Below are 25,424 nucleotides of genomic sequence, written 5' to 3' on the forward strand. Positions count from 1 at the left end.
TATGCCAGTTTTTATGCCGCGCCGCGCATCGCGTCGGCTTCATGCGCGACCCAATGCCCGGGCTCGACCTCATGCATCCGGTGAATGGCGGGCTCCTGGCCCACCGGACGGACCGGACTTGGAATTTCACCCTCGATCCGGGTCTTGGCGCGTTCGCGCTGCGGATCCGCAATCGGCACCGCCGAGAGCAGCTTGCGGGTGTAGGAATGCTGCGGGTTCTCGAACACCGCCTGCCGCGTGCCGATCTCGACGATCTGACCGAGATACATCACGGCGACGCGATGACTGATCTTCTCCACCACAGCCATGTCGTGGGTGATGAAGAGGTAAGACAACCGCCTGCGCTCCTGCAGTTCCATCAGCAGATTAACGATCTGCGCCTGGATCGACACGTCGAGCGCCGAGACGGATTCATCCGCAATGATGAGTCTGGGGTCGCTGGCGAGCGCCCGGGCGATGCAGACGCGCTGACGCTGGCCGCCCGAGAATTCGTGCGGATAGCGCTTGGCGTGCTGCGGTTGCAGGCCGACCTGCTCCAGCAATTCCTGCACGCGTTTGTCGATCGCCTTGCGGTCCTTGATGAGGCCATGCACCACGATGGGCTCCGCGATGCTGTAGCCGACCGTGTGGCGCGGATCGAGAGAGGCGAAGGGATCCTGGAAGATGTACTGGATCTGTTGCCGCAGGCGGCGGCGCTCCGCCTGGCTCATGGCGTTCATGTCGCGGCCCTCGAAGCGCACGGTGCCGCCCGTGGGTTCGATCAGCTGCTGCAGGGTGCGGCCGATAGTGGATTTGCCGCTGCCGGATTCACCGACGAGAGCCAGGGTTTCGCCGGGATAGATGTCGAAACTCACCTCCTCCACCGCATGGACCCGATGAGTCACGCGGCCGAGGAAGGTCTTACCCACATCGAAGCGGGTGGTCAGCTTGTTTACCTGCAGGATCGGCTTCGCATAATCGGCGGTGTTCTGCACATGGGTCTCGCCGACCTGCTTCGGCTCGCCGCCATCCATCACCGTCACGGGCGTGCGCTTCGGCAGCGGCTGGCCCTTCAGGCTGCCAAGGCGGGGCACTGCCGAAAGAAGCGCGCGGGTATAGGGGTGCTTGGGCGCAGCGAAAATCTCGCGCACCGGCGCCTGTTCCACCTTCTCGCCTTTCCACATTACCACCACATCGTCGGCCATTTCGGCGACGACGCCCATGTCGTGGGTGATGAAGATGACAGCGGTGCCCATCTCCTGTTGCAAGTCGCGGATGATGTTAAGAATCTGCGCCTGGATCGTCACGTCGAGCGCGGTCGTCGGCTCGTCGGCGATGAGCAGCCTCGGACTGCACGCGAGCGCCATGGCGATCATCACGCGCTGGCGCATGCCGCCGGAGAGCTGGTGCGGATAGCGATCGAGCAGCTTTTCCGCATCGGGCAAGCGCACCTTCTGCAGCAGCTCCTTGGCCCGCAGGCGCGCATCGCGCAGATTCAGGCCTTCATGCAGGGTCAGCGTTTCGGCGATCTGGTTGCCGATGGTGAAGACCGGGTTGAGCGATGTCATCGGCTCCTGAAAGATCATCGCGATATCGTTGCCGCGGATCTGCCGGAGCCTGGCATCGGAAGCCTTGGTGAGATCAAGCGCCTCGCCGGCGGAAGGTCGAAACAGGACTTCCCCGCCGGTAATCCGCCCGCCCGTGTAGTCGGTCAGACGCATAATCGCCAGCGAGGTGACAGACTTGCCTGATCCGGACTCGCCGACGACAGCCAATGTACGCCCCGGCTCCACGTCGAAGCTGACATCCTTGACCGCCTTAAAGGCGCCCTGTCCTGTGCCGAATTCAACGGAGAGAGAGCGGACCGACAGAAGGGGTGCGCTCGGCGACCTCAGATTGGCTGTGTTGTCCGACATCAATCCTGCTCACGATAAGGCCCGCCCGACGAAAGGTCAGGTCTGTACCTCTTTAATACCTTTCCCCCCATCGCAGTGGCGAAGGCGGGACGTCAAGTCCCGTTCGCCGGATGGGAGGGCAATATTACGGGGATGATAGGCGCAGTGCGACACCGGGTGCCACGTTTTTGTTATGACGTTACCCATTCTCCACGGCGAATGAGGGGTTCGGCCTGCCCGCTTGCTGTTATGCCATCGACATCCACTTCCCCGGAGCCGATCATCCAGTCGATGTGGATGAGGCTCTTGTTGGCACCGCGGGAGGCGAGTTCCTCCTCGCTCATGGTCCCGCCGTCCTTGATGCATTTGCTGTAGGCCTGTCCCAGCGCGATATGGCTGGAAGCGTTCTCGTCGAAGAGAGTGTTCAGGAAAAGAAGCCCGCTTTGCGAGATGGGCGAGGAATTCGGCACCAGCGCTACCTCGCCGAGGCGGCGCGCGCCTTCATCGGTGTCCAAAACCTTGGTGAGTACAGCCTCCCCGGTGCGCGCCTTGCTCTCGACGATCCTGCCGTTCTCGAACCTCACCTGAATGTCCTGGATCAAGGTGCCCTGATAGGAGAGCGGCTTGGTGCTGGCCACATACCCATCCACCCGAACCTTGTGCGGAGTGGTGAAGACCTCCTCCGTCGGGATGTTGGCGTTGCAGACGATGCCGTTCTTGGCCTTCGTCGATCCGCCGTTCCATTCGTGCCCGTCGGCGAGGCCGACGCGCAGGTCGGTACCCGGACCGCGGAAATGCAGCGCCGCATAGTTTTTCTCGTTCAGCATGCGGGTGCGGGCCTGCAGGTTCGCATTATGCGTCCCCCAGGCGGCTATGGGATCCGCTACATCGGCCCGGGAGGCCGCGAAGATCGCATCCCACAACTTGGCGACTGCAACCTCCTCCGGGTCGTTCGGGAACACGGCCTTGGCCCAGGCGGGCGTCGCCGCGGCAACGATGGTCCAGTTGGTATCGAAGCCGGCGATCAGGTTGAGGGCCGGCATATAAGCCTTGGAACGGGCCCGGTTGGCGCGGGAGACCTTCTCCGGATCCTGCTGGGCGAGGAGGGAGGGATCCTCCCCGACGATCGCCAGACGCGCCGCGCCGTTCCTATAGGCCGCCGCCATGCCCTCGTAGAGCCAGGAGGAGGCGCTGTCGAAACCCTCATCGCGCCCGTGACGGAAGCGCATGAGGGTGGATTCTTCGTCGGAGAAGAACGTCGTGACCAGGGATGCGCCCGCCTTATAGGCGTGCTCCGTGATGCGCCGGACGAGCGCCAGCGCCTCGAGCGGCGCGGTCATGACGACCTCCTGGCCCGGCTTGAGCCCCAGCCCGACGCGCACGGCGACTTCGGCCAGACGGTCGAGACGCTCCGCGTGATAGAGGGCCTTGGACGGATTCCGGAATTGGTCGTTCATGATGTGCCTCTCGAAGGGAATAATAATGTTCGAGCTGCAAGCTACACGCCTTGATTCTGTGCGCAACCCTCATGGCAAGTCTCGTGAAATGAGTTCAAGGGTGGTCGTCATGCGGGACACGACCCAGGGCCTCGGGATCGAAAGCGATGCTTTTGATGATGGCGTGAATGGGAAGTCCCGGCGTCAGGCTGAGATGCTCCACGGATTTCCGGGTCACCCGGGCGACAAGGCTCTCGCCGCCGCAATCGAGCGTCACATCGACGCTCGATCCGTCCGGCCCGTCGATGGAGACAATCGTCCCGGGCAGGACATTCAGCGCGCTCATCCCTTCGGGCGGCTTCAGGGACAGGATGATGTCGCGGGCCCGAAGGCGGACCCGCATCGGCGCACCGACGGACAGATCGAGACGGGGCACGGTCAGCGTTCCGGCCTTGGCTTGCAGGATCGTCAGATCGAAGACATCCTCGTGCCGCAGCACCCGCGTCTCGATCAGAGCCCCCGCCTCGGCGGGGCCGAATTGCGGGAAAAGGCTCGTATGCCGGAGGATTTCCGCCGCTGGCCCAGAGGCCGTCACCAGTCCCTCCGAGAGGACGACGATGGAAGTGGCCAGCCGGGCGATCTCGGGCACCGAATGGCTGACGAGGACGATGGGAACGCTACTCTCATCCCGCAGCCGCTCGATATAGGGGTAGATCTCGGCCTTTCTGGCGTCATCCAGCGATGCCAGGGGCTCGTCCATTAAAAGAAGCTGCGGATCCGCCAATAATGCCCGTCCGATGGCGACCCGCTGCTTCTCGCCGCCAGACAGGGTTGAAGGCCGCCGGTCGAGCAGATGGCCGATCCCGAGAAGCCCGACGATTCCATCAAAATCGGCGACACGTTCGCGGCGGGGCGTGAACCATCGTCCAAACAGCAGGTTCTGCCCCACGCTCAGATGCGGAAACAGGCGCCCTTCCTGGAAGATATAACCGATACGCCGTTTGTGTTTGGGCACGGCAATGCCGCGCCGCGTATCGACGAGCACCCGCCCATTGATCACGATCCGGCCCTGGCGCGGCTGGATGAGGCCGCCGATGGCATTGACGAGCGTCGTCTTGCCCGCACCGGAGCGCCCGAACAAGGCCGTCAGACGGCCCTCGGAATGGAAGCGCGCTTGGAGCCGGAAGGCCTCCTGCTCGTGCCTGATATCGACGTCGAGGCTCATTCGGCCGATACCCTCCGCCGGACTCGCCGCGCCAGCCATTCTGATGTCCACAGCGCCCCGGTCGAAATCGCGATGGACACGAGCGTCAGGCGCAACGCACCGCCCTCACCTCCTGGGATCTGCGTGAAGGTATAGATGGCCGACGGCAGGGTCTGCGTCTCGCCGGGGATGTTGGAGACGAAGGTAATGGTCGCCCCGAACTCACCCATCGCCTTGGCGAAGGAGAGAACCATTCCGGCCAGGATGCCCGGCAGGATCAAGGGCAACGTGACGATCAGGAAAACCCAGACCGGATGCGCGCCCAGCGTTTCACCGGCCTCCTCGAGCTTGCGGTCTACCGCCTCGATGGACAGGCGTATGGCGCGCACAAGCAGCGGAAAGCCCATGATGGCGCAGGCGAGCGCAGCCCCGGTCCAGCGGAAGGAGAACACGATGCCGAACTGCTCGGCCAGGAACGCACCGATGGGTCCGCGCCGGCCGAAACCGAGCAGCAGGAAATAGCCGACCGCCACAGGCGGCAGGATCAGGGGCAGATGGACGATGACATCGAGCGCCTGACGCCCCCAGAAGCGCCCGCGCGCCAATAGCATCGCGACGACGATGCCCGGTACAAGGCTGCCGACCATCGCCGCAAGGGCGACCTTGAGGCTGAGGCCGACGGCCGTCCATTCCTCCGGGGTCAGCCAGGCGCTCAAGAATCTGAGACCGGTTTGTCGGAGAAGGCGAAACCCTGCCGCCCGAAGAGAGGCTTCGCTTGGGCCAAGAGCAGAAAGTCCAGGGAGGCCCACGCATCGGGTTGGGCCGAGGCTGCGGATGCGAAAACGCAGAAGTCCAATGTCGGCCCCAGCAAGCCAGCCTGAAGAGAGGTCCCCGATCTGCTATACGCACATTGCATGTGGCCTCTCTCCTGCGGCTCTTGGCATCCTAACGCAGCCGTCACCGCCTTCAAGCGGCACGCCGTCTCGGGGAGGCTTTGGGAGAAAACCTTCTGGCGATCGGGCGCAGGAGCCGGTATCCCAAAAGCCCGAGCACGATGGCCGTATAGACGAGGGGCTCCGGCGGCCAGGATTTGACCACCAGCAGGAAATGCAGCACCGCGCCGATGGCGGCAAGATAGACGAGGCGATGCAGCCTCGCCCAGGCCTGCCCGCCGAGCCGCCGAATGGAGGCGTTGTTGGAGGTCACGGCAAGAGGAATGAGGATGACGAAGGTCGCCATGCCGATGGTGATGTAAGGCCGCTTCACGATATCGGCCCAGATCGCAGCGACATCGAGTCCCTGATCGAGGATCAGATAGGTCGAAAGGTGCAGTGCCGCGTAATAGAAAGCGAGCAACCCGAGCGCCCGGCGATAGCGCAGCAGGTTGATGCTGAAGATCTGCCGCAGCGGCGTGACCGCCAGGGTGGCCACGAGGAAGCGCAGGGCCCATAGGCCCAGCGCCTGCTCGAGATAGCGCATCGGATCCGCGCCGAGATTGTCGTTGACGCCCTGATAGAACAGCCAGACGGCCGGGATGAAACCGACGATATAAAGAGCGATCTTCGGTATTTGAGACACGGTGACGCTACGCTTCGCCGCCTGCCTCGGGGTTCGAGCGTCCATCAGTAGAGCTTTCGCAGGTCCATGCCGGAATAAAGCTCGGCCACCTGTTCCGCATAACCGTTGAAGAGCAATGTCGGCCGCCTCTTGACAAACAACCCGCCCTCGCCGATCCGCCGTTCGGTGCCCTGACTCCAGCGCGGGTGATCCACGCTCGGGTTCACATTGGCGTAAAAGCCGTATTCATCCGGCGCCTGCCGGCTCCAGGACGTGACCGGCTGCTTTTCGACGAAGCTGATGCGGGAGATCGACTTGATGCCCTTGAACCCGTACTTCCACGGCACCACGAGGCGGATGGGCGCTCCGTTCTGATTGGGCAGCTTGTCGCCATAAAGGCCCACGGCGAGGATGGTCAGCGGATGCATCGCCTCGTCCAACCGCAAGCCTTCCACATAGGGCCACTCGAGAACCGGGAACATGGATTGCAGCCCGGGCATCTCCTCCGGACGGTAAGCCGTCTCGAAGGCGACGTACTTGGCACTGCCTAACGGTTCGACGCGCTTGATCAGGTCCGCCAGGGGAAAGCCGTCCCATGGAATTACCATGGACCAGCCCTCGACGCAGCGCATGCGGTAGATGCGTTCCTCAAGGGCAGACGAGCTAATCAGATCCTCGAGCGCGAACTCGGCAGGCTTCCCGACCAAGCCATCGACCTTGACCGTCCATGGCGAAGTCTTGAGCATATGGGCATGAGCGGCCGGAGCGGTCTTGTCGACGCCGAATTCGTAATAATTGTTGTAGTTCGTCACATCCTGGAGGCTGGTCTGCTTCTCGTCGGTCGAGAACGAACTCTTGACCGTGGCCAGCGATGCAGCCTGCGACGTTCCGGGAAGGCTTGCCGCAAGAGCAAGGCCAGCAGCGCCGGCCATCAGCTGACGGCGATTGAGATATGCTTCCCGAGACATGATCTCGGAGGGCGGGATATCGGCAGGGCGGCGGATCAGCACGGCGGCACCTCATTTAGGACCCGATTGTAGTGGGTACACCCGAGCGTGCGAAGAGTGCTTTCACGTTTATGTTATAGCCCCATCCAGCGGTGAAAAACCGCCGACCTCTACGGTGCCGCCACGATCGCCTCAAACCGAGGCGATACGCTTTCCGTGCTCGTCGAACAGATGCGCCTGATGGGCGGCCGGTTTCAGGCCGATGGCCTCACCGGACTTAAGATCGACGCGCTCCCGTAGCACAACCGTCAGGTTGCCACCCTCGGCCTTGACGATCAATGTCGTGTCGGACCCAGTCGGTTCGATGACGGAAACAGTCGCCGGAATGGCGCCCGACAGGCCTGCCGGGACAAGCTGCAGGTGTTCCGGCCGGATGCCGTAGGTGAGCTTGGTACCGGCTGAAGCCGGTGGGCTGTTCTGGAGCAGCAGTACGGCACCACTCGGCAAGGCCAGCCCTCCCTCTCCCAGCGTTCCATCGATGAAGTTCATGGCCGGCGAGCCGATGAAGCCGGCCACGAACCGGTTGACCGGGCGGTCATAGAGCTCGAGCGGCGCACCGATCTGCTCGACGATGCCGTCATGCATGACCACGATCTTGTCGGCCATGGTCATGGCTTCGATCTGATCGTGGGTGACATAGACCGTCGTGGTCTTGAGCCGCTGGTGCAGTTCCTTGATTTCGGCCCGCATGGCCACGCGCAGCTTGGCGTCGAGATTGGACAGCGGCTCGTCGAACAGGAACACCTGCGGATCGCGCACGATGGCCCGGCCCATGGCGACGCGCTGGCGCTGGCCGCCGGAGAGCTGGCGCGGATAGCGGTCGAGGAGCGGGATGAGCCCCAAGGAGGCAGCAGCATCCTGCACGCGCTTCTTTTGCTCGTCCTTGGGCGTGCCCTTGAGCTTGAGCGAGAAGGCCATGTTCTCCGCGACGGTCATGTGCGGATAGAGCGCGTAGGACTGGAACACCATCGCGATGTCGCGATCCTTCGGCGGCACATCGTTGACCACCCGTGAACCGATGCGGATGTCACCGCTGGTAATATCCTCCAGCCCTGCGATCATCCGCAGCAAGGTCGATTTTCCACAACCGGACGGGCCGACGAGAATGACGAACTCGCCATCGGCAATGTCGATATCGACACCCTTGATGATCGAGACCGGTCCGAAGGACTTTCGGATATCGCGGATCGATACGTTAGCCATAACTCACTCCGTCTCGTGACAGATGGGCTCCCTTTTTCAGGAAGCGCTCGTGTTCCGTTCGCTCGCCCAAGGCTTTGTCGCCTGAACGAACTTTTTCGTGATTTCGCGCGGATTGGTGATCGCCGTTCCAACCACCACCGCATGCGCTCCACGCCTGAAGGCTTCCGCGACAAGATCCGGCGTATCGAAGCGGCCCTCCGCGACCACGGGCGCCGGCACCGCTGTCACGAGAGCGGACAGAAGATCCAGATCAGGCCCGTCGCCCCTGCCGGCTTTTGTCTCTTCCGTATAGCCGGCCAGGGTCGTGGCGACATAAGTGGCGCCATAGGCATGGGCCGCCCTGCCCTCTTCCAGGGTCGAGATATCGGCGAACACCTCCCGCTGAAGCTCCGTGCGGATGCGGCCGATCAGATTCTCGACCGGCCCGCCATTGCGGCGGCGCGGCGTGGCGTCGAGCCCTATGATGTCTGCGCCAGCTTGGGCGATGCGCGAAGCATTTTCGAAATCCGGCGTGATGTAGACCGGAAAGTTGTCGTCGAAAACCTTCGCGATACCGATGATCGGGAGCGTGCTGAGTGCACGGATTGCGGCTACGTCCTCGACGCCGTTGGCGCGAAAGCCCTGCGCTCCGCCAGCCGCGGCCGCGCGGGCCATGGCCGACATGAAGACCGGGCCGTGAAGCGGATTGTCGGCGCGGGCCTGGCAGGAAACGACGAGGGCGCCTTTGGGGATCAGCATCATTGTCCTCCTATTTCACGGCGCCTGCGGTCATGCCCTGGATGAACTGGCGTGACAGCGCGATGTAGAGGAGCGTGATGGGCGCGGCCGCGATGGTGAGGCCGGCGAACAGCATGCCCCAATCGGTGGTGTATTCGCCCATGAAGGTGGTGAGACCTTGCGGCAAGGTCTTGGCTGAATCCGTCTGGATGAAGACCAGGGGAAAGAAGAAGTCGTTCCAGATCGGAACCGCATTCTGAATGGCGGCGATCGCCATGGGCGGACGCGCCAGCGGCAGCATGACCGACCACATGATGCGCGGCTCCGACGCGCCGTCGATCCGGGCGGCATCCTCCAGCTCGGACGGGAGAGAGCGCAGGAACCCGGCCATGATGAACACGGCGGAAGGCAGGCCGATGGCCGTATAGGTGACGATCAGGCTCCAGCGGCTGTCGAGTAGGTTCAGATCCCGCAACAGGATGAACAGCGGAATCACCGCGAGCTTCAAGGGCAGCATCAGGCCTGCGAGGAAGAAAAGCAGAATGAAAGTGTTCGTGCGGGACTCGTAACGCGCCACCGCATAGCCCGCCATGGTGCCGAGCACGAGGATGAGAACAATCGATGCGCCGGTGACGAGGATCGAATTCATGAAATAGGTCGGCATCGACGTCTCGCCGAGCACGCGGGCGAAATTCTGCACCTGCGTGAAATCGGGAAGCGCGAAGGGATGCTCGAAGATTTCGCCCGTCGTCTTAAAAGCCGAGAACACCATCACCACGACCGGATAGAGCATGATGAAGGAGTTCATGATCAGAATGATCTGCGCCAGGAACGCAAACGAGATCTGCCGCGATGGCGCGTCCGACCGGTCGGATAAGGTGGAAGAGGTCGATGCGATCGTCAAAACTGGATCTCCCGGCGGCGCAGCCACAAGGTGAGCATCGACGCGAAGACGACGATGAACAGGAAGAGCAGCGTGGCGAGTGCGGAGCCCTGCCCGAAGTTCTGGATGCTGGCGCTCTGGTTGCCGAAGGCCGTGCGATAGAACACGAGGCCGAGGACGTCGGTAGTACCGAAGGGTGAACCGTCAAGTCCCACCATCACGTAGGGAATTTCGAACCAGTTGAACGCGCCGATGAACAGGAGCGTGAAGAGAATGGTAGTGCTCGGCGCCACGAGCGGCCACACGACGTTCTTCAACAATTGCCACTCGGTAGTGCCGTCGAGGCGGGCCGCCTCGATGATCTCGGAGGGAATGCGCTGCATGCCCGCGAGATAGACAAGCGTCGGAAAACCGACGAAATGCCAGGCATTGGCAAGAATAAGCGCGCCGAGCGCGGTGGATGAATCGCCGAGCCATGGTTTGGCCAGAAAATCCAGGCCGATCGAATAGAATGCCTGGTTCACGATGCCGAAATTCGGATTGAGGAACAGTTTCCAGAGAAAGCCGACGATGATCGTCGAGAGCACCACCGGCACGAACACGGCGACACGATGGAAGCGGAAGCCGAAAGGCTCCTTGTAGAGCAGCCAGGCAAGCAGAAACCCGCCGCCATTCTGGATGATCATCAGCGCGACAAGCGCTTGGACGTTGTGCAGGAAGGCGTTCCAGACCACGGGCCCCATGGTGGGTCCGAACAGCACGTCCTTGAAATTCGCAAGGCCGACGAACTCGCCGCGCGCCAGGCCGCGCCATTCATAGAAGGCGTAGGCGAAGGCCGACAGGATCGGATAGACCACGAAAAGCGACATGAAGACGATCGGCGGGACGACGAGGAACGCCACCCAGCTACGATGTTTCAGCGTTCGGGCCTGCTTGGGCGAGACGGGCATGGGCTGAACTCGGAAAGAGAAATGGCGGCGTACCGGAGCACGCCGCCATGGTCGGTCTTATTTCTGGAACGGCTTGTAGTAGGTCGCGATGCCCTTGTTGATTTCGGTCGCGGCCTGCTCGGGGGTCTGCTGACCCGCAAGCATCTTCTGCACGTTCGACTGGAGCAGAACCGAGCCGCTCGGCTCCTGGTAGCGGAAGCGCACGAGCATCAGGTAGGACATGGAATTGTCGGCGAGCTTCGCGACGTCCTGCGTGATCGCATCCTCGATCTTGATGCCCTTGATCGGCGACAGGTTCTTCAAGGTATTGGTGAAGGCCGTGCCGTATTCGGGAGTGGCGAGGAAGCGCACGAATTTCAGCGCCGCGTCCTTCTTCTCGGTCTTGGCATTCACCGCATAGCCACCGTCGTAATAGGTGGCAATCAGCGCCTGATCGCCCGCCTTGAGAACAGGTGCCGGGAACACGCCGAGATCGAGGGACGGATTCTGGCTCTTGAAGTTCGCGACTTCGTAGGAACCGCCGGCGAACATCGCGCTGCGGCCAGCCACGAAGAGCTGCTGCGAGGACGGGTAGTCGACGCCGGTGAAGTTCGGCGAGAAGTACTGGCTGATATCCTTCAGCTTGGCGAGCGCATTGACGAAGCGCGGATCGGTGAAGTTCGCCTTGCCCGAAACGATGTCCTCCTCGAACTGCTTGCCGAGCATGGACGACAGCAGGCCGCCGACGATGGTCTCGTTCTGCCAGGCCGTCGCCGTGCCGTTCGCGAAGGGATTGATGTTCTTGGCCTTCAGGGCCTGAGCGAGCGCCATCAGCTCATCCCAGGTCTTCGGCGCGTTCGCGCCGGCATCCTTGAAGATCTTCTTGTTGTAGACCACGAGCTGGGCCTGCATGGCGAAGGGTACGGCATAGACCTTGCCGTCCGACCGCAGCGTCTCGGCGGCGAGCGCCGGCTCCGGGAAGTTCGCCAGCTCGGGAACACTCTGCTTGTCGAGAGCAAGCAGGTAACCTGGCGAAGCAATCGCCTCGAGATTGCCGTAAGCGCGAACCTGGATCACGTCCGGACCGCGTCCGGCGGCCAAAGCCGTGGACAGGATGGTCTGGTAGTTCTCGGGCGCGTAGGTCTCGAACTTCACCGAGATGTCAGGCTCTTTCTCCTGGAACTTCTTGATGACGTCCTGGTAGAAGGCCTTGTCCTCCTGACGCCAGCTCCAGAAAGTCAGTTCGGTCTTGGCCATGGCGGCCCCGGCCGAGAGAAGGTAGCCGCCCATGGCGACGCCCATCATCATTCGTCTTGTCAGCTTCATTGTGAGTCCCCTCATTGTTGAAGTCTCCTCCTTACCACCGAAAGATCTGCCGTTTGAGGCCCATCCTTCGGAATTCCATCAGCCGCAGGGTTCGGCGGCAATCACCAGAACCGTTGCGTCGTCATGGGTTTTGACGCGGCGATAGGCATCGGCCATGTCGTCCCGCCGCTCCAGCCCGCGCAATTCTTGCATCAATTCATCGCCTCTACCGACAGCAAGCGCCACATGGAGAGAAGCATCCGTATGGACGCCGAAAATATCGACCAAACGCATGAAGCCGTCCGTCGCCAGCACGATGGGCTCACTGGGCGCGATATCTGCCGTGAAACGAAGCTCCCTGCCTGCCCATGCGCGGCGCGGATGCACCACCCAGTAGCCATCAGGGCTGTTGAGTTTGGATCGGTTCTCCAGAATTTGCCGCCTGGCACCTTCCGGGATAAGGCCCGGCTCATGACCGCCCGCACCAAGAGCGGCCAGGGTCCGCTGCTCGAAAGGCTTCGCGCGCTCATCCGTCCAGCGGACGATACCCTCTCTCGTCGGCACGAGCGCAACGACATCCCCGAGAAAGGAGCCTTCGAGCCGATATCCAGCTCTTTCTAAGGGGAAGATGCCCACAAGGCCGAGACACGCCGAAGGGGCCATATGATCGTCGATCTCGAAAGTCTGCCCGACCGCCGCATCGAAGGCCTCGCCGAGATCCATCTGCAGTTCGAATAGAGTTTTTTCCGCTGACCGCTCGGGCTCGCGGAGGGAGGCGAGCTTCTCGCCGATCATGCCGGCAAGCCATGCCGCATCGCTCGGCCCGGACGTCACCCGTCCGGCCGATACCCCTGTCGCGCCATCGACGATCCACGCATAGCGACCGAGCAGACCACAACCGTCCTCGTTGACACGAGATCCCGGAAGCGATTGCCGGTAGAGGGACCGGAAGCAGGTATTGAGACCAGTTTCGCTCACGCTTCCACTGGTCTCATATTGGTCGCCTTCTGTCCATAGTGGTCTTATGGGCTTTTCACCGACTTTCCCGGCAAAAGAGCGCCAGCCCGCCGCTAGGCGGCCTTCCCGGGAGTCTCGTCGATCACAGTCCACTCATGCGTGATCTCGGCTACAGCCCCCAGCATGATCGAGGCAGAACAATATTTCTCTTTGGAGAGTTCGATGGCGCGCTCGACTTTGGCCGGGGCGAGGTCCCGTCCAGTCACTCGATAGATGACGTGGATCTTCGTAAAGACCTTCGGATCGGTATCCGCCCGCTCCGCCTCCATCTCCACGACGCAATCGGTGACCTGTTCGCGCCCGCGCCGGAGAATTTGCACCACGTCGAAAGCCGTACAGCCGCCGAGGCCGATCAGCAGCATCTCCATTGGCCGGATGCCGAGATTGCGCCCGCCATATTCCGGCGCACCGTCTATGACGATCGCATGGCCGCTGCCCGACTCCCCGACGAATGTCATCCCGTCAACCAGTTTTACTCTTGCTTTCATGGCGTGCTCCTGGGCTCTTCGCCCACAGTATAGACTATCGTCTTATACGATGCGCGCATGGCAGCACCGATAAGCATTGCCGACATTCGCCTCTCGATAAAGCAAACGTCCCCGAAACCACTGCCCCCTTACGATATTCGCGCGCGAGAACAAAGATCAGGTCGGCTATGCATTGATATTTCAGGGCTCTATAGAGAATTTTGACGGCGCGGGCAGGTGCTCAGAACCTCGGTACCATCGCTTGACTTGCAGCAAGGGAACAATCAGTCTCCGGCCTTCGACCGGTCAGGCCATCCTGGCAGGTCTTCAATATTTTGCGTAGTGTCGCCCTTGGCTCCTATCAATCTCTCCGGTCGGCCGTTCCTGAAGATGCATGGCTTGGGCAACGACTTCGTCGTTGTCGACGGGCGCGCGGAGCCGTTCAAGCCTGCGAGCGACATCATTCGCCAGATCTGCGACCGCCATGTCGGTGTGGGCGGCGACCAGCTTCTGGTGATCGAGCCGCCATCCGTGCCTAGCGCGGACGGGAGAATGAGGATCTACAATGTCGATGGCACCGAAGCGCAGACCTGCCTGAATGCGACCCGTTGCGTCGTCTGGCTTCTGCTCCAGGAAAGCGGAAAAGACAGCCTGGTTCTCGAAACGCTCGGCGGGTTGATCGAGGGCTCCCGATCCGATGGAGATAAGGTCGCACTCCGGCTCGGCTCGCCGCGCTGGGACTGGCAGGCGATTCCCCTCGCCGCCCCGTGCGACACGCTCGCTCTTGATCTCTCGTCAGGCCCCCTCGCCCAACCGACTGCCGTCAATGTCGGAAACCCGCATCTCGTCTGCTTCGTCGAGAGCCGGGACGCCGTCGATGTGCCCCGCTGGGCACCGGCTATCCAGAACAGCCCCCTCCTGCCCGAGGGCGCGAATATCGGCATCGCTGAACTGGTTTCGCCCGACCGGCTGCGCCTCGTCGTTTGGGAACGCCCGGGTATCCTCACCCAGGCCTGCGGCAGCGGCGCCTGCGCAGCCGTTCTTGCGGCGCGGCGGCGGGGACTTACCTCGGAGGAGCGCGTGACGGTGGATATGCCAGGAGGCATTCTACAGGTCGATATCCACGACGACGAGAGCATCACCCTTACTGGCCCCATCGCCATCGCTTTCTCCGGCCGCCTTCCAGGGGATCTACAATAGAACAAGAGATGACCGCGAATCCCATCGTATCCGTCGAACATATTTCAAAGACGTTCCGCTCGGCCCATGGGCGCGGCGAACATCGCGCGCTCGACGATGTATCGCTGACCATCGAGACCGGGCAGGTCCTGGTCATCCTCGGCCCATCCGGATCCGGTAAGAGCACTCTGTTGCGTACCTTGAATGCCCTTGAGACCTTCGATTCCGGCCGCATTATTGTGGATGGCGTGTCGCTCACCGACAAGGGGACGGATCTCAACCGCATGCGCGCTGAAATCGGCATGGTGTTCCAGCACTTCAATCTGTTCCAGCACAAGACGGCGCTGGAGAATGTCGTGCTGCCGCAGATGGTCGTCCGTAAGCGCTCGCGCAGCGAGGCCCTCGCCCGGGCCCAGGATCTGCTGACGAAAGTCGGCATCGCGGACCGCGCCAACCATTATCCGAGCCAGCTCTCCGGCGGCCAGCAGCAGCGTGTGGCGATTGCCCGAGCGCTGGCCATGGATCCGAAGATCATGCTGTTCGACGAGGCGACCTCCGCGCTCGACCCCGAGATGGTCGGCGGCATTCTGGACCTGATGCGCAAGCTCGCCGGTGAAGGAATGACGATGGCCGTGGTCACGCACGAGATGGGCTTCGCCCGCGAGGTCGCGGACCGGATCGTCTTCATGGATGCGGGGCGGATCGTGGAAGAAGGAGAGCCCGGAACCTTCTTCGCCTCGCCGTCCCAGGAACGGACCCGGGCATTTCTCGACCAGATTCTCTGACGCGGGTTTCGCGCAGGGAGGACGCCTCAACGGCTCACAAGAGGGAAGACCAATGAGAAAACTTCGCAACGTCATCATGGCCGCGGTGACAGCCTGCTTCGGTCTGGCAACCGCCAGCCATGCGGATGAGATGGACGATATCCTCAAGCGCGGCGAACTGCGCATCGCCGTCCAGACGCAGGGCGCGCCCGTCAGCTTCGTCGACAAGAAGGGTGAGCGCACGGGCCTTGCGGTCGAGCTCGCCAAGATGATGGCGACCGATCTCGGCGTGAAGCTCGTGATCCAGGATTACGACTGGAAAGGCCTTATTCCGGCGCTGCTCGCCGGCAAGGTCGACATGATCGCCGCCGACATGACGCCGACGCCCCAGCGCGCCGCGCAGCTCCTGTTCTCGCGCCCGATGTTCTACCAAGAGACCGTCGCGGTCGCAGGCAAGGACGCATCGGCCAAGGCTTGGCAGGATCTCAACAAGGAAGGTCTGAACATCGGCGCCACACAGGCCAGCTCCTATGGCGATGCGGTGAAGAAATTCATGCCCAAGGCGACCCTCAAGGAATTCGCCGGCGGCACGGCGGCAGTGGCCCAGGCTCTCTCCAGCGGCCGTCTCGATGGCGCAGTCTCGGATCTCGGCAACGTCACCAACTTCGTACGCGAGTTCGGCAACCTGAAGATCCTCGACGGCGTGATCACCCGCGAGCCGCTCGCCTTCGCCGTTCAGGCCAATGCCTTCCATTTGAAAATGTGGCTCGACAACTACGTGGAGCTGATCACGGCCGACCGGCGTCTCGAAAACCAGGTCAATTACTGGTGGAACACCACCGACTGGGAAAAAGACCACAAGTAAGACATCGCGGCAGCCGGTCTTCGGACCGGCTGCTCCCTTCTCGACTGGTAATGACCGACTAGACCCGGATGACCTGGCTTCTCGACTTTTACAATTATCGGATCGTGGCGCAGTATCTCGGCCGCTTCGCGGAAGGGCTCGGCAATACGCTGACGGCCGCCGGGATCAGCCTTGTCCTCTCCCTTCTCCTCGGCACGTTGGTCGCACTGGCGCTTCTGTCGAAACGAGACGCCTTGAACCGCCCCGTCGCGGCCTATGTCGCCTTCATCCGTGCAACGCCCCTGCTGGTGCAGATCTATCTCGTCTATTACGGCCTTCCCGCTCTCCTGCCTTTCGCGAAGAGCTGGAACGATATGTATTTCGGGATCGCAGCCCTCGTCATCAACAGCACGCCCTATATGGGCGAAATCATCCGCGCCGGCATCGAATCCGTTCCCCGTGGCCAGATCGAGGGCGCCAAAGCGGTCGGCATGAACTACAGCCAACGCCTGCGCCACATCGTTCTGCCACAGGCCTTCGCCAACACCCTGCCGCCTCTCCTGGGACAAACCGCCGTTCTCATCAAGGACACGTCGCTTCTGTCCATCATCACCGTTTTCGAGTTCACCAGCGCCGGCATTCTTTTGAACAGCGAACGGGTGAAGCCCAACGAGAGCTTCCTCACCATCGCGCTCGGATACCTGCTCATCTATGTCGTGATCCTCATCCTGTCGCACGGCGTCAAGCAATGGCTGGCAGGGCCGGCCTGGAACGCACAAGGCTGATGTGATGCTTGAACGTTATTGGACCATCACGACATCTCTCCTCCCCTTCCTCTGGAAGGGATTTCTCGAGACGCTCTATGTGTCTCTCGTCGCCATCGTCGTCGGCTCGCTGGTCGGCTTCCTGATCGGCCTCGTCCGCAGCCAGCGCGTGCCGCTTCTCACCGGCCTGTTCGGTCTCTACATTCACGTTCTGCGCGGCACGCCATTCCTGGTGCAGCTCTATGTATTCTACTTCGTGCTGCCGAATACCGGCATATCCTGGCTGAGCTGGGATTCCCGCACCGCGGCCTTCGTGGCGCTTTCGGTCTATACGTCGAGCTATGTCGCCGAGATCGTGAAGGCGGCGGTGGAGGCCGTACCGCGCGGACAGTCGGAAGCCGCCACGGCGCTCGGCATGAACCGCGTCCAGCGGCTCTGGTACGTGGTTCTGCCGCAGGCACTGAAGCTGACAGTGCCGCCCATGAGCAGCGTCTATGTGATGATCATCAAGAGCACCGCCATCCTATCGGTCGTCGGCATCTCGGAGCTGACCCGCCAGGGTGAGGTGTCGATCCTGCGCTTCCCGCGCGACATCCTGTTCATCTACGGCCTGATCGCTTTCATTTACTTCCTCTATTGCTACCCAGTCCTGCGCTTCGCGCGCTGGGCCGAGCATCGCGTCGGCGCAGCGCGGACGGTCGATCTGGATTGACAGAATGCTGAACGCCTTTCCGCACACACCCCTTTTCGATGCACCGACACCGCTGGAGCATATGCCACGTATCGGCGCCCATGCGGACCATCCCAATCTCTGGGTGAAGCGGGACGATTGCATGCCCCTGGCGCTTGGCGGCAACAAGGTGCGCAGCCTGGAGTTCTGGATCGGGGAAGCGCAGCGCCAGGGTTGCGATATGCTGGTCGTTGCAGGGGCGCCCGCATCGAACCAATGCCGCCTGACCGCGGCGGCGGCGGCGAAGCTCGGTATCGACTGTCTGGTTCTTTACGCAGGCAACAAGCCTGACAACGTTCATCCCAATTTCCGCCTCACGGAACTGATGGGCGCACAGACCCGCTTTCTCGGCCCAGTCGACGAAGAGGAACGCGGCAGACGTGCAAGGCTCGCGGTGGAAGAACTCACTGCGGCAGGACGTCGTCCCTACCTGATCGGCGATCCGGTGATCGGAGCCCTCGGTTATGCTCGCGCTGCCCAGGAACTACACGAGCAGACGGTGCAAAGGGGCCTGGCCCTCCGGCATATCGTCCTGCCCGGATCCATGGGCGTGACCGAAGCGGGAATGATCTTCGGCGCCGCCCTGCTGGAACTCCCCTGGGTATTCCACCTCGTCAGCGTGGAATATCAGGCTTCGGAACTCAAGGCGCGGGTCGCAGCCGTTCTGGGCGGCCTGTGCAGCCTCACGGCTCTAGCACCAGAGGGCGATATGCTCGGCCATGTCCGGATCCGCATGGACCAGCTTGGAGACGGTTATGGCGTTCCGACAGAAGCCTCTCTGCAAGCTGCCCGCCTTTTCGGAAAGTTCGAAGCGCTCGTGCTCGAGCAGACCTATGTGGCAAAAACCTTTGCAGGGCTGCTCGGCGCCATTGCGCGCCGGGACATTCCTCCCGATGAACCTGCCTGCATCCTGCACACGGGCGGCACACCTGCAGCTTTCGGCTGAATGGTGCTAATAGCCTGCTCTTGAAACCTGAATGTCAGGAACCGGAGTTTTCTCGTGACCTCGATTTCACGTGTGGGAGTCGCCGCCCGTTACAGCGACCTCGCCATTCTCGGCGATACGGCTTACTTCTCCGGCTACGTCCCGGAGACGACGGTTGGAGGCTCTGTCACGGATCAGACCAGGGATATCCTGGAGCAGATCGCGCAGTCCCTGGCCGAGATCGGCAGCGACAAGACCAAGCTGCTCCACGCCACGATCTGGCTTGCCGATATCGCATCTTTCGATGAGATGAACGCCGTCTGGGACGCCTGGGTCGTTTCCGGCCACGCTCCGACGCGCGCCTGCGTCGAAGCCAAGCTTGCCGATCCCGGCTATGCGCTCGAAATTCAGGTTACGGCCGCGCTCTGAAGCACGATCGACCCGGGGCCAAGGTTCAGTAAATGGCACGGCGATGCCGAGCGCGACGGCCTGAACGGGATCGAGCGAAGATGGGCTCGATCAGCGCACGGTCGTCTTCGTCCAAGCCGGTGCGTCGCTGGCAGGAAATGACTCGATATCAGCTTCTTCGACGACATCGAGGCCCTCGCCGCCATCGGCAGACGCTTTCGCCACTTCGGTGTGGCCGAAGCCCTTACGATAATCGAGAACGGAGAAGATTTCCGGCGTGATCCGGTACAGCGCCACCCCCTCCAGCCCCTCCGACGCATATTGGGCAAGCTGAGGGAACTTCATGAGCATCATTCGCCCGACCTGCTGCATGGTGGTGGGATTGGATACCCGCTCCACCCTCCCCGCGAGCGACAGCCCCCGGATCTCTTCCCAACTCGAATAGGGCAGATTGATCGCCAGCGAGATCTTGTCGTTATGGGCGATGTTCGAAGCCTTCTGGGACTCGGCTGCGCAACCGAAATAAACCGTCAGTCCGTTGCTGACATAACAGACGGTGGTTGCTTGCGGATAACCATCCTCGCGGATGGTCGCGAGAGTCATGTCCTGCCCACCATTGAGGATTGCGATGATCTCACGTTTCAAGATTGCATCCATGACGACGCACCTCCGAAGCAACGGCCAGTCTAGCACAATAACGCCCGGAAGGCTCCTGCGCAGTGACGTCGATGAGCCGCGCCAGATACGCTTTCAGTCATATGACAGGATTTTTTCCAGACGACGTTCAGCAAAGTCGATCCAAAACAATTTCGATTAACCCCAGACGACTGTCTGAATAGGATGTCCGGCGTGCAGGAAGGCCGGCGGATCGACGGTTCAAGCGTTATTGGTAGCGTCCATGGCGTTGCAGCACTTCGATCTTGTAGCCGCCGAGAGCAAAGATTCGATGGCCGCTTTCATCTTGACGAGAACAGATTTGCCCACGGCTTTACAGGGTTACCCACGCTCTAAGCCTGAAGCTACCTGTCGCCTTCATACCGTTCAGCCAATTTCCAAAGGCTTTCGGAATGTTCCGTTCTTGCATCCAAATCAATGAAACTTAGTTTCATTATGCGATCGGCAGAGACACCAAAAATAAGAAGCTCAAGAATTTTAGAGAATGAAAAGCTTGGGAAACAACAAAACTTTAATACGTAACAAAATCCACCCTCCGCTCGGAGAGCAGACATTATCTGCGTAATGCGAGAGAGAAATCTTACACTGTTGTTTATGGAGATCGAGATGACCCAAGATTTTGACATGATCGGCGCCCTGACGAGCTTTTCGGTCGGCACGCTGGATGGACGGGATGCAATGATGGTGATCGAAATCGCCGCGACTCCCGATGACCTCGCCCGTGGCATCCGGCATCAAATGCCCGTCGCGATGACGCCAAGCCGCGCCCGAGAACTCGGCCAGGCCCTTTTGATGGCGGCCGAGGCGGCGCTAATGGGCGATGCGCCGACCAACGCAATGAACTAACGGCCACTTGCGGCTCGACGAGGCGCCTCCCCAATGAGGACGAAACAGGAGCAGGAATTTGCGACCTCTCAACCAGTTGCCGGACAATCTGCGTGCAACAGCGCGAGGGGTCAGGTCTCCGGAAAGGCACGAGCTACAGGCGCGTGGCAAATTCTCTGCTATCTGCGCCTGATGAAAGCGCATGGCAGGTCAAACGATCTGCGCCAGCCAGACCAATCTGATCGATTGCCTCTGCGAACGAGCGGCTGAGCTTCTCCCTTCGAAAAAACTCTGGCGACGCGACCTAACCCGATCGAACTGAAGCCGGCAGGCAAGCATCGCAGATCGCGACGATGTGGCGGTGATCCGTACCGCAACATCCTTCCAGCACCGAAAGTTGTTTGAGGCGGTCACGCAAGGTGCGATACCGCTGGCCGAGATCGATGGGATCGCCGGAATCGAGTTCAATGGACTCGTCGCGTTCGGCATGGCTCTTGGTCGAGGCATTGGCTCGCAAGCCGCCACGAACCGCTCCTCATCATCGCATGCTCCCGTCTAACACATTGCGCTTCGAATGCTCCCAGACACCGTCACGTGACAGGATTAAGATCCGCACGATCGAAACGATTCCGTTGTCAGATCCCCATTTGGGATTAGGGCTCGTCATCGCCTCCGGATGGCCCATTCTCTTGCCGCTTTTTCTCTCCTGTCCGACAATCGATGGCGACACGAGCAGGCATCGTCAAAAACGTTTTCCCGCCTAATCCGGAAACCTCCCGAAGGATCTTGATCTCAGTCAGGGTCGAGAATTGCTCGACATCATGGATCGGTTGCATGAAGGCGCCCATTCCGCCGATGACGCAGTCTCGGTAATAGAGATCCAGATCTTCCATGTCCCAAGCCGGTTCCGGATCCTTGATCATGATAGGCAGACCGTTGATGACGACCCCGTCCGCCACGGCCTGATCCCTCGCCTCCGTAATCTGGCGGCCGTCATTGTTGGGACCATCGCCAGAAACGTCGATCACACGGCGGACAGGCTCGCCATCGATTTCTTCCAGAAGCTTGGCACTGAAGTCGATTGCGGCGGAAATCGACGTCGTCGTGCCTCGGCGGGCAGGCTGATAAGCGAGTTTCTGGGCGAAGGTGGTTGCCGAATCCGCTCCATCGATGATTGTCCATGGGACAACGACGGTTTGATCATCCGCTGCGGACCACTCGACGTAGGTCACGGCTATGCGGCCCAGAATCCCCTTCTGAATGGCCTTGTGCACCAGCGGGGACCGAAAAGCCTCGACAAACCCCTCGCGCTGAAGCTTCTGCTCGGCCGGATCCATCGATGACGACACATCCACCGCAATAACGAGCGCCAGATCAAGCTTGGGTTCGGCCTCTGCCGCACTCGAAAGACAAAGAACAGGCAGGAAGAGCCACAGAAATACGCTCCGGCGCAAACTGAGCATTGTCGCCTCCGTTCAGGATAGGCCTCAGCCCGGGCTATCGAGGCATATTATCTTTTGCCTGGAGCGGCGCTTTGAGTTGCGTCAAGTCGCGATGAAAGCCAACGAAGCATATGGATAGCGCAGAGTCTCTTCAGGCCTCTCGGAAAGCTCAGGCTGAACCTGAAAACAAGACTTCAAAATAAATGGTGCCGGAAAGGAGACCGTCGGGGTTCACGGCAAAGGTTTATAGAGCCACGGCATTTGCCAATCCGAGGAAGGCTCTTCGGCCATCTTGGAATATGGAACGGGTTTCCACGCAATATGTGAACTGGGCGCATAAGACGCCCAGTTTTATTCTAGGATACACAAAACGCCAGGATTTCCGCGAGCGGCGCTTCGTGTTGATGAGTTCCTTCAGTGCCTTGGCCTGCTCGAACTTCACGTTCTTAGAAGCGGCAATCTTAATGGCCTCGCCGGGCTGGGGGCGTTTCGACCAAAAGCGGTACCAGGGGCGCATCCACCGTGCAGACAACCTCTGTGGGAACGAATTCGACCTTGACCTGTCCCTGGAGATCCTGAGCCAAACTCCGCTCGATCAGCCGCGTTCCAAATCCCCGCCGCTGCGGGGGCTGACCGGCGGCCCCGCCCTCTCCTCCCAGCGCAGATGCAGACGGGGCGGATCGCGCGTCTCGTCAAGCGGCCAGCGGATGTCGATCCCCCGGTTTCGCTCGAGAGCGCCCCATGCTTCACCGCGCTCGTTGCAAGTTTCTGCAGCGCCATGGCGATAGCGAGCGCCGCGCGAGGAGAAAGGCGAATATCGGACCCGACGCGGCGCAGACGCTCCTCTCCCACGTTGCGATAGGGTTCCCTGGCCTGGGCAACGATTACCTTTAGAGCCGCCTCTTCCAATTCTCGCGCGTCAAGACATCATGGGCTCGCGACAAGGCAAACAGACGCGACTCGAAATCGGCCCGCATCTCTCCCATGACATCCGACTTGCGCATGGCCTGAGCCGCAATGGATTGAAGGGTAGCAAGCGTGTTCTTGGCCCTGTGATTCAGCTCATGAATGAGCAACTCCCGATGCTCGTCGGCCTGTCTGCGCTCAGTGATATCGCGGAAATAGACCGAGAGCCCGCCTTCCGCCGGTAGATGCTGATATCGACCCAACGACCCAAGACCGGTGAGATCGTCTCTACCCTGACGGGGCGACGATCCTGCATCGCGGCACGATGAGCGTTGTAGAGTTCGCTGTCGATTGTCTTGTCCGAAGGTCAGCCTATGTGAAATACCTGATTGCCCGGAGAGACAACCTTCCTTGACAACACAACGAGCCTGCAAATCCGTGGCTGCCGATTAGACCCTATCGCTGTCCCACCTCAAGTTTCGGCAGCCTGCTCACGCGACGTTTTCTCCCCAGCTGCAGGACGTGCTCGAACGCGCAACCTTCCAAAATTCGGAGCCGGGCAGTGGCTTGTGGCACCTGCGTTGTTTGACCGCGTACACCTCTCTGCCGCCTGCGTGCGTAATCTGCGCATGACGCGGGATTTTCACGCCGAGGGTTGGCCTTCAGTTCCAGTGACAGCGTAGGAGATAGCTGATTTGATGCACAAATCTGCTTCGACCATTGTCTGGCACGATTTTTGCTTCGTTGACCCTGTCCGCACATAATATCTCAGGGAACACTGGTCGCGGAATGGAGAGGAAGAATGTTTCGCAAGGCTCTCACTATCACGGCTCTCGCAATCACTGCAGCGATGCCCGCATATGCGACGGCAAGTGAGCTTCGGGTTGGCTTTACGCTCGACGCACTAACGTTGGATCCGGCCAACCACCGCAAGCGCGAAACGGAAACCATCATCCGGAACATCTATGACGGCCTATTGACCCGTGATGCCCGAATGAAAGTCGTTCCGGAATTGGCCGCATCCTGGACGCAGGTGGATCCCCTGACCTACGACTTCAAGATCAGGCAGGGCGTCACTTTTCACGACGGTTCGCCGATGACCGCCGATGACATCGTCTTCACGTTCGAACGCCTGACCAAGGACGGAGCGATGGGAGGGCAGACCAGTCCGCGCAAGGATCTCGTCGGTCCGGTCAAGACGATCGCGAAGGTGGACGACCGCACCGTGCGTTTCACCTTGAGCGAGCCATGGCCCATCCTGCCCGCCATGCTTCCCGTCCAGGAGGTCGTGAGCAAGGCCTTCACTGAAAAGGTCGGTTCGCAGGGTCTGGCGACGCAGACCAACGGCACGGGCCCCTTCAAGCTGGTGGAATGGCGGAAGGGCGATTCCATCATCCTCCAGCGCTATGACGGATATTATGGCGGCTCGACCGATATTTCTCCCGTCGGCAAGGCCTGCGTTGAGCGGGTCATCTTCCGGGTCATCCCGGAAAATGCATCGCGTGTCGCCGCCCTTCTCGCCGGAGAGGTCGACATCATCAACGAGCTCCCGCCCTTCGACATGAAGAAGGTGGAGGCCAATGCCAGCACGAAGGTGATGAAGGTCAACGGCACCCGCACTTTCTTCGTTGCCCTCAACAACGCGAAGAAGCCTTTTGACGACCCACGCGTCCGTCGTGCCGCCAACATGGCGGTCAACAAGGCTCTCATCATCGACAAGGTCCTGCTTGGAACCGCCGTGTCCCTCAACGGCGTCATGAGCCCGGATGCCTTCGGCTACAATCCTGACCTCCCAGCCTATCCCTTCGATCCGGACGGAGCCAAGAAGCTTCTCGCCGAAGCCGGGTACCCGAACGGCGTCGACGTGACCCTCGATACCGAAGGCGCCTTCAAGGAGATGACGGAAGCCGTGGCCGCAATGCTGACCAAGGCCGGTATCAGGGCCAAGGTGAATGTGGGCGAAGGCTCGACGCTGCGGGCGAAATGGTCGCCGACGGGCGAGAAGGCTGGCGACATGTACTTCACGTCCTGGGGCAACGGCTCTCTCGATCCGTCGGACATCTTCGTCCCGACCCTCCGGACCGGAGACCGGGGCAACAGCGCCTTTTACTCCAACAAGGAGGTCGATGCCCTGCTCGATGCTGCCAATGTCGAACTGGACCAGACCAAGCGTGCCGAACTCTATAAGAAGGCTCAGGCGATCGTGAATAAGGATGCACCCTGGATGTTCCTGTGGCTGCCGCAGGATCTCTATGGTGTGTCCAAGCGCGTCAGCGGATGGGAGCCGAGCGCCGACAGCCGCATCAACCTGCACGACGCCTGCGTCAAGTGACAGCGTCGCAGCCCTAGCCGCTCCGTGGAGA

Annotated in this window: 25 protein-coding genes and 1 pseudogene; 9 read left to right on the forward strand and 17 right to left on the reverse strand. The window is 61.1% G+C overall.

The window, feature by feature from the left end; translation table 11 throughout:
• Nucleotides 1-11 precede the first annotated feature (11 nt).
• The 13 genes from AB4Y97_RS04410 to AB4Y97_RS04470 all read right to left on the reverse strand — a co-directional run bounded on the left by AB4Y97_RS04410 (nt 12) and on the right by AB4Y97_RS04470 (nt 13,620).
• The gene (locus AB4Y97_RS04410; RefSeq protein ID WP_441997801.1) at nt 12-1,895 is read right to left on the reverse strand and encodes an ABC transporter ATP-binding protein; all 1,884 of its coding nucleotides are present in this window, start codon (nt 1,893-1,895) and stop codon (nt 12-14) included.
• Nucleotides 1,896-2,065: 170 nt separating this feature from the next.
• Nucleotides 2,066-3,331 (reverse strand): aminopeptidase, encoded by a 1,266-nt coding sequence (locus tag AB4Y97_RS04415; protein WP_441997802.1) that lies wholly within the window; start codon nt 3,329-3,331, stop codon nt 2,066-2,068.
• 94 nt (nt 3,332-3,425) lie between these two features.
• Entirely contained in the window at nt 3,426-4,535 is a 1,110-nt protein-coding gene (gene modC / locus AB4Y97_RS04420; RefSeq protein WP_441997803.1) for a molybdenum ABC transporter ATP-binding protein, read from the reverse strand.
• Entirely contained in the window at nt 4,532-5,230 is a 699-nt protein-coding gene (gene modB / locus AB4Y97_RS04425) for a molybdate ABC transporter permease subunit (protein ID WP_441997804.1), read from the reverse strand. Before modB ends, modC begins: the two co-directional genes overlap by 4 nt.
• Before the next feature lie 250 nt (nt 5,231-5,480).
• Nucleotides 5,481-6,137, reverse strand: a complete 657-nt coding sequence (gene msrQ / locus AB4Y97_RS04430; protein ID WP_441997805.1) for a protein-methionine-sulfoxide reductase heme-binding subunit MsrQ — start codon at nt 6,135-6,137, stop codon at nt 5,481-5,483.
• On the reverse strand, nt 6,137-7,081 hold the full coding sequence (gene msrP, locus AB4Y97_RS04435) for a protein-methionine-sulfoxide reductase catalytic subunit MsrP (RefSeq protein ID WP_441997806.1): 945 nt from the start codon (nt 7,079-7,081) through the stop codon (nt 6,137-6,139). Before msrP ends, msrQ begins: the two co-directional genes overlap by 1 nt.
• A 129-nt stretch (nt 7,082-7,210) precedes the next feature.
• Nucleotides 7,211-8,281, reverse strand: coding sequence for an ABC transporter ATP-binding protein (locus AB4Y97_RS04440; RefSeq protein ID WP_441997807.1), 1,071 nt, complete (start codon nt 8,279-8,281; stop codon nt 7,211-7,213).
• Nucleotides 8,282-8,317: 36 nt separating this feature from the next.
• Entirely contained in the window at nt 8,318-9,022 is a 705-nt protein-coding gene (locus AB4Y97_RS04445) for an N-acetylmannosamine-6-phosphate 2-epimerase (RefSeq protein WP_441997808.1), read from the reverse strand.
• A 7-nt stretch (nt 9,023-9,029) separates the two neighbouring features.
• Entirely contained in the window at nt 9,030-9,902 is an 873-nt protein-coding gene (locus AB4Y97_RS04450) for a carbohydrate ABC transporter permease (protein WP_441997809.1), read from the reverse strand.
• Nucleotides 9,899-10,831 (reverse strand): carbohydrate ABC transporter permease, encoded by a 933-nt coding sequence (locus AB4Y97_RS04455; RefSeq protein ID WP_441997810.1) that lies wholly within the window; start codon nt 10,829-10,831, stop codon nt 9,899-9,901. The genes AB4Y97_RS04450 and AB4Y97_RS04455 overlap by 4 nt, the downstream gene beginning before the upstream one ends.
• Nucleotides 10,832-10,888: 57 nt before the next feature.
• Nucleotides 10,889-12,136, reverse strand: coding sequence for an extracellular solute-binding protein (locus AB4Y97_RS04460; RefSeq protein WP_441997811.1), 1,248 nt, complete (start codon nt 12,134-12,136; stop codon nt 10,889-10,891).
• Nucleotides 12,137-12,214: 78 nt separating this feature from the next.
• Nucleotides 12,215-13,093 carry a hypothetical protein gene (locus AB4Y97_RS04465; RefSeq protein WP_441997812.1) on the reverse strand — a complete coding sequence of 293 codons (879 nt, stop codon included), beginning with the start codon at nt 13,091-13,093 and terminating at the stop codon, nt 12,215-12,217.
• Between the two features lie 92 nt (nt 13,094-13,185).
• On the reverse strand, nt 13,186-13,620 hold the full coding sequence (locus AB4Y97_RS04470; protein WP_441997813.1) for an OsmC family protein: 435 nt from the start codon (nt 13,618-13,620) through the stop codon (nt 13,186-13,188).
• A 330-nt stretch (nt 13,621-13,950) separates the two neighbouring features.
• On the opposite strand from AB4Y97_RS04470, the gene dapF reads away from it, so the two are divergent.
• From dapF to AB4Y97_RS04505, 7 genes are all read left to right on the forward strand, one after another.
• Nucleotides 13,951-14,799: a diaminopimelate epimerase gene (dapF, locus tag AB4Y97_RS04475; protein ID WP_441997814.1), complete on the forward strand. Its 849-nt coding sequence runs from the start codon at nt 13,951-13,953 to the stop codon at nt 14,797-14,799.
• Between the two features lie 8 nt (nt 14,800-14,807).
• A complete protein-coding gene (locus tag AB4Y97_RS04480) occupies nt 14,808-15,563 on the forward strand; it encodes an amino acid ABC transporter ATP-binding protein (RefSeq protein WP_441997815.1) in 756 nt (251 codons plus the stop codon).
• Between the two features lie 52 nt (nt 15,564-15,615).
• Nucleotides 15,616-16,407 (forward strand): transporter substrate-binding domain-containing protein, encoded by a 792-nt coding sequence (locus AB4Y97_RS04485; protein WP_441997816.1) that lies wholly within the window; start codon nt 15,616-15,618, stop codon nt 16,405-16,407.
• Nucleotides 16,408-16,475: 68 nt separating this feature from the next.
• Complete coding sequence (locus AB4Y97_RS04490; RefSeq protein ID WP_441997817.1) at nt 16,476-17,171, forward strand: amino acid ABC transporter permease; 696 nt, start codon at nt 16,476-16,478, stop codon at nt 17,169-17,171.
• Nucleotides 17,172-17,175: 4 nt separating this feature from the next.
• Nucleotides 17,176-17,862, forward strand: a complete 687-nt coding sequence (locus tag AB4Y97_RS04495; protein WP_441997818.1) for an amino acid ABC transporter permease — start codon at nt 17,176-17,178, stop codon at nt 17,860-17,862.
• 4 nt (nt 17,863-17,866) lie between these two features.
• Nucleotides 17,867-18,826, forward strand: coding sequence for a 1-aminocyclopropane-1-carboxylate deaminase/D-cysteine desulfhydrase (locus tag AB4Y97_RS04500; RefSeq protein WP_441997819.1), 960 nt, complete (start codon nt 17,867-17,869; stop codon nt 18,824-18,826).
• 54 nt (nt 18,827-18,880) lie between these two features.
• Nucleotides 18,881-19,234, forward strand: a complete 354-nt coding sequence (locus AB4Y97_RS04505; protein WP_441997820.1) for a RidA family protein — start codon at nt 18,881-18,883, stop codon at nt 19,232-19,234.
• Nucleotides 19,235-19,324: 90 nt separating this feature from the next.
• On the opposite strand, the gene AB4Y97_RS04510 is transcribed toward AB4Y97_RS04505, so the two are convergent.
• Complete coding sequence (locus AB4Y97_RS04510; protein ID WP_441997821.1) at nt 19,325-19,858, reverse strand: pyridoxamine 5'-phosphate oxidase family protein; 534 nt, start codon at nt 19,856-19,858, stop codon at nt 19,325-19,327.
• A gap of 636 nt (nt 19,859-20,494) precedes the next feature.
• Between AB4Y97_RS04510 and AB4Y97_RS04515 the strand changes: the two genes are divergently transcribed.
• Nucleotides 20,495-20,734 carry a hypothetical protein gene (locus AB4Y97_RS04515; RefSeq protein WP_441997822.1) on the forward strand — a complete coding sequence of 80 codons (240 nt, stop codon included), beginning with the start codon at nt 20,495-20,497 and terminating at the stop codon, nt 20,732-20,734.
• Between the two features lie 283 nt (nt 20,735-21,017).
• Here AB4Y97_RS04515 and AB4Y97_RS04520 read toward each other — a convergent pair.
• The 3 genes and pseudogenes from AB4Y97_RS04520 to AB4Y97_RS04530 all read right to left on the reverse strand — a co-directional run.
• Nucleotides 21,018-21,236, reverse strand: a pseudogene (locus tag AB4Y97_RS04520) (homocysteine S-methyltransferase family protein); the annotation flags it as partial.
• Between the two features lie 130 nt (nt 21,237-21,366).
• Nucleotides 21,367-22,176 (reverse strand): DUF1194 domain-containing protein, encoded by an 810-nt coding sequence (locus AB4Y97_RS04525; protein WP_441997823.1) that lies wholly within the window; start codon nt 22,174-22,176, stop codon nt 21,367-21,369.
• 869 nt (nt 22,177-23,045) lie between these two features.
• On the reverse strand, nt 23,046-23,324 hold the full coding sequence (locus AB4Y97_RS04530; RefSeq protein ID WP_441997824.1) for an HWE histidine kinase domain-containing protein: 279 nt from the start codon (nt 23,322-23,324) through the stop codon (nt 23,046-23,048).
• 539 nt (nt 23,325-23,863) lie between these two features.
• On the opposite strand from AB4Y97_RS04530, the gene AB4Y97_RS04535 reads away from it, so the two are divergent.
• Nucleotides 23,864-25,393: an ABC transporter substrate-binding protein gene (locus AB4Y97_RS04535; protein ID WP_441997825.1), complete on the forward strand. Its 1,530-nt coding sequence runs from the start codon at nt 23,864-23,866 to the stop codon at nt 25,391-25,393.
• Nucleotides 25,394-25,424: the final 31 nt, after the last annotated feature.

Origin of the sequence: Microvirga sp. 2TAF3 (assembly GCF_052114965.1) — a bacterium.
In the GTDB taxonomy this organism is placed as follows: Bacteria; Pseudomonadota; Alphaproteobacteria; order Rhizobiales; family Beijerinckiaceae; genus Microvirga.

Excerpts from the sequence above, each read along its gene's own strand:
- AB4Y97_RS04410 (WP_441997801.1), bottom strand. The coding sequence starts at position 1,895 with ATGTCGGACAACACAGCCAATCTGAGGTCGCCGAGCGCACCCCTTCTG.
- AB4Y97_RS04415 (WP_441997802.1), bottom strand. The coding sequence starts at position 3,331 with ATGAACGACCAATTCCGGAATCCGTCCAAGGCCCTCTATCACGCGGAG.
- modC (WP_441997803.1), bottom strand. The coding sequence starts at position 4,535 with ATGAGCCTCGACGTCGATATCAGGCACGAGCAGGAGGCCTTCCGGCTC.
- msrQ (WP_441997805.1), bottom strand. The coding sequence starts at position 6,137 with ATGGACGCTCGAACCCCGAGGCAGGCGGCGAAGCGTAGCGTCACCGTG.
- AB4Y97_RS04440 (WP_441997807.1), bottom strand. The coding sequence starts at position 8,281 with ATGGCTAACGTATCGATCCGCGATATCCGAAAGTCCTTCGGACCGGTC.
- AB4Y97_RS04445 (WP_441997808.1), bottom strand. The coding sequence starts at position 9,022 with ATGATGCTGATCCCCAAAGGCGCCCTCGTCGTTTCCTGCCAGGCCCGC.
- AB4Y97_RS04455 (WP_441997810.1), bottom strand. The coding sequence starts at position 10,831 with ATGCCCGTCTCGCCCAAGCAGGCCCGAACGCTGAAACATCGTAGCTGG.
- AB4Y97_RS04460 (WP_441997811.1), bottom strand. The coding sequence starts at position 12,136 with ATGAAGCTGACAAGACGAATGATGATGGGCGTCGCCATGGGCGGCTAC.
- AB4Y97_RS04470 (WP_441997813.1), bottom strand. The coding sequence starts at position 13,620 with ATGAAAGCAAGAGTAAAACTGGTTGACGGGATGACATTCGTCGGGGAG.
- AB4Y97_RS04480 (WP_441997815.1), top strand. The coding sequence starts at position 14,808 with ATGACCGCGAATCCCATCGTATCCGTCGAACATATTTCAAAGACGTTC.
- AB4Y97_RS04485 (WP_441997816.1), top strand. The coding sequence starts at position 15,616 with ATGAGAAAACTTCGCAACGTCATCATGGCCGCGGTGACAGCCTGCTTC.
- AB4Y97_RS04490 (WP_441997817.1), top strand. The coding sequence starts at position 16,476 with ATGACCTGGCTTCTCGACTTTTACAATTATCGGATCGTGGCGCAGTAT.
- AB4Y97_RS04495 (WP_441997818.1), top strand. The coding sequence starts at position 17,176 with ATGCTTGAACGTTATTGGACCATCACGACATCTCTCCTCCCCTTCCTC.
- AB4Y97_RS04500 (WP_441997819.1), top strand. The coding sequence starts at position 17,867 with ATGCTGAACGCCTTTCCGCACACACCCCTTTTCGATGCACCGACACCG.
- AB4Y97_RS04515 (WP_441997822.1), top strand. The coding sequence starts at position 20,495 with ATGACCCAAGATTTTGACATGATCGGCGCCCTGACGAGCTTTTCGGTC.
- AB4Y97_RS04525 (WP_441997823.1), bottom strand. The coding sequence starts at position 22,176 with ATGCTCAGTTTGCGCCGGAGCGTATTTCTGTGGCTCTTCCTGCCTGTT.
- AB4Y97_RS04535 (WP_441997825.1), top strand. The coding sequence starts at position 23,864 with ATGTTTCGCAAGGCTCTCACTATCACGGCTCTCGCAATCACTGCAGCG.